This is a genomic window from Pseudotamlana agarivorans (assembly GCF_001642835.1).
GTDB classification, from domain to species: Bacteria; Bacteroidota; Bacteroidia; order Flavobacteriales; family Flavobacteriaceae; genus Pseudotamlana; species Pseudotamlana agarivorans.
In genome coordinates, this window is the sequence record NZ_LXEI01000041.1 from 1 (window position 1) to 1,871 (window position 1,871).

The 1,871-nt window shown below is 35.7% G+C and carries 4 protein-coding genes; all 4 read left to right on the forward strand.

Annotation, left to right across the window (positions count from 1 at the left end; translation table 11 throughout):
- Positions 1–190, forward strand: a 190-nt coding sequence (locus A6I66_RS16870) for a hypothetical protein (protein WP_211267556.1), incomplete at its 5' end; no start/stop codon positions are given.
- A 523-nt stretch (positions 191–713) separates the two neighbouring features.
- The gene (locus A6I66_RS16320; RefSeq protein WP_067151944.1) at positions 714–1,046 is read left to right on the forward strand and encodes a single-stranded DNA-binding protein; all 333 of its coding nucleotides are present in this window, start codon (positions 714–716) and stop codon (positions 1,044–1,046) included.
- Between the two features lie 75 nt (positions 1,047–1,121).
- Positions 1,122–1,565, forward strand: coding sequence for a JAB domain-containing protein (locus A6I66_RS16325; protein ID WP_067151946.1), 444 nt, complete (start codon positions 1,122–1,124; stop codon positions 1,563–1,565).
- Between the two features lie 10 nt (positions 1,566–1,575).
- A complete protein-coding gene (locus A6I66_RS16330) occupies positions 1,576–1,773 on the forward strand; it encodes a hypothetical protein (protein WP_067151949.1) in 198 nt (65 codons plus the stop codon).
- Positions 1,774–1,871 lie beyond the last annotated feature (98 nt).

Sequence of the window (1,871 nt, forward strand, 5' to 3'; positions counted from 1 at the left end):
TACAAAATGGGATAGGCTACATTTCGACAAGCTCCATTTCGGAAAAAACACTTCAAGATACCCTCTTGGACACAGACTTAAAACCAAAAATACGATAATAGTTCTAAGTTTTTTTGATTTTAGACCAGAGTCCGCTGCCTCTACATCATCCACTTTAAAACTCACAAAAGAAGAAGATATTATATTTTAATTTTTTCTAATAAGAAAGCCAGAAATACCATTTTCTTAACGGCCATATCGGCAAAGTCTTCTCGTGACTTTGCACGCTCCGTCCTAAAAATACCATCTCTGTCCAGCATTTTAAGGGGTTTATAATGTTTGAGGCCTTTATTGGTTTTTGGTACAGCAAAAACCAGGCATAGCCTATGGCACTTCTAATATGAATTCCCATACCACCGCAGGTTTAACTTCCCGTACACCTACGCCGTTATGGTTTTCATAAGTAGGCCTAAGGCTATTGTGGAACTTGTAAAGACCAAGTGAATTTTATCAAAACTTAAGGTTTCTACTTCCTTGAAAACCTATGGGCCTCCCTGACGGCAGGCAGGTTTTACTACGTCGCAGACACTCCTGAACTTTTGATAAAAGTCTTTACAAAACCCACCTCAAACATGTTACTCTTTTAGAGAGAAGTATACAAAGCACCCCTTAAAATTCAAGTTTAATTAAAATCAAAACAAGGGGCATTTATTAACCTTTTAAATTTTTTTATCATGAGTACAATTAAAAACAAAGTACAGTTAATTGGTAACGTAGGGCAAGAGCCAACGATGACCATTTTAGAAGACGGCAAAAAGTTAGCCCGTATTTCATTGGCTACGAATGAATATTACAACAATGCCCAAGGCGAAAAGCAAACCAATACCAGTTGGCACAGTTTAGTAGCCTGGGGTAAAAAGGCGGACATTGTAGAAAAGTACGTGACTAAAGGCAAAGAAATTGCCATCGAAGGAAAATTAACCTCAAGAAGTTATGAGGATAAAGGCGGCGTTAAACGCTATATGACCGAAATTACAATTAGTGAAATTTTGCTACTTAGTAAATAGATGTAAAAAATAAGAGGGTGCTCCCTTTTAACTCAGCACCCTCTATTTATTTTAAAACTTCAAAAATTGAAGCTTATGAAATGCAAAGTTAATGAAATACAGATATCTTATAAGGAGCAATTGAAAACTTCGGTTGTTATTACCAGTTCAAAAACGGCTAATGAGGTGATTTACGAACATTGGGATAAAAACACGATTGCCGTTTATGAGTCTTTTAAAGTCGTGTTACTCAATAACGCCAATAAGGTCAAAGGTATTTATCAACTGTCTACAGGTGGTATGACAGGAACTTTGGTTGATATTCGATTGTTGTTCGCCATTGCATTAAAAACACTTGCAACAGGCTTGATTTTATGTCATAATCACCCGAGTTCAAAGCTTAAACCCAGTGAAATGGATAAGCAAATTACAGAGAAGATTATAAAAGCTTCAAAGTTATTAGATATTAAGGTGCTGGATCACCTGATTATTACGCCAAACGGAGACTTTTTTAGTTTCGCGGACAATGGACTAATTTAAATTTAAAGTGATGATTTATTTGAATTATTCCAATTTAGATGCTGAAACCCAAGAGCGATTGATGCAAACCTCAAAAGCAGATGTTGAACGCCAATTTGGAAACTCCTTAAAAGCTTATGCTCTTAAACACCATTTGAATTATCAAACGGTTTTAGAAGAAGAAGCCATCCGACACCTTAATAGTTATACCTATGTGTTTAATATTTAACCATTAAGTTTTAATACCATGCAGAAAGACCTCAAATTTGGGGTCTTTTTTCTTTTCAATGGTTGAAGCCAGTTTCAGGAGAATTGATGTTCTAAAAT

Coding starts and splice junctions, on each gene's coding strand:
- A6I66_RS16325 (WP_067151946.1), top strand. CDS start 1,122: ATGAAATGCAAAGTTAATGAAATACAGATATCTTATAAGGAGCAATTG.
- A6I66_RS16320 (WP_067151944.1), top strand. CDS start 714: ATGAGTACAATTAAAAACAAAGTACAGTTAATTGGTAACGTAGGGCAA.
- A6I66_RS16330 (WP_067151949.1), top strand. CDS start 1,576: ATGATTTATTTGAATTATTCCAATTTAGATGCTGAAACCCAAGAGCGA.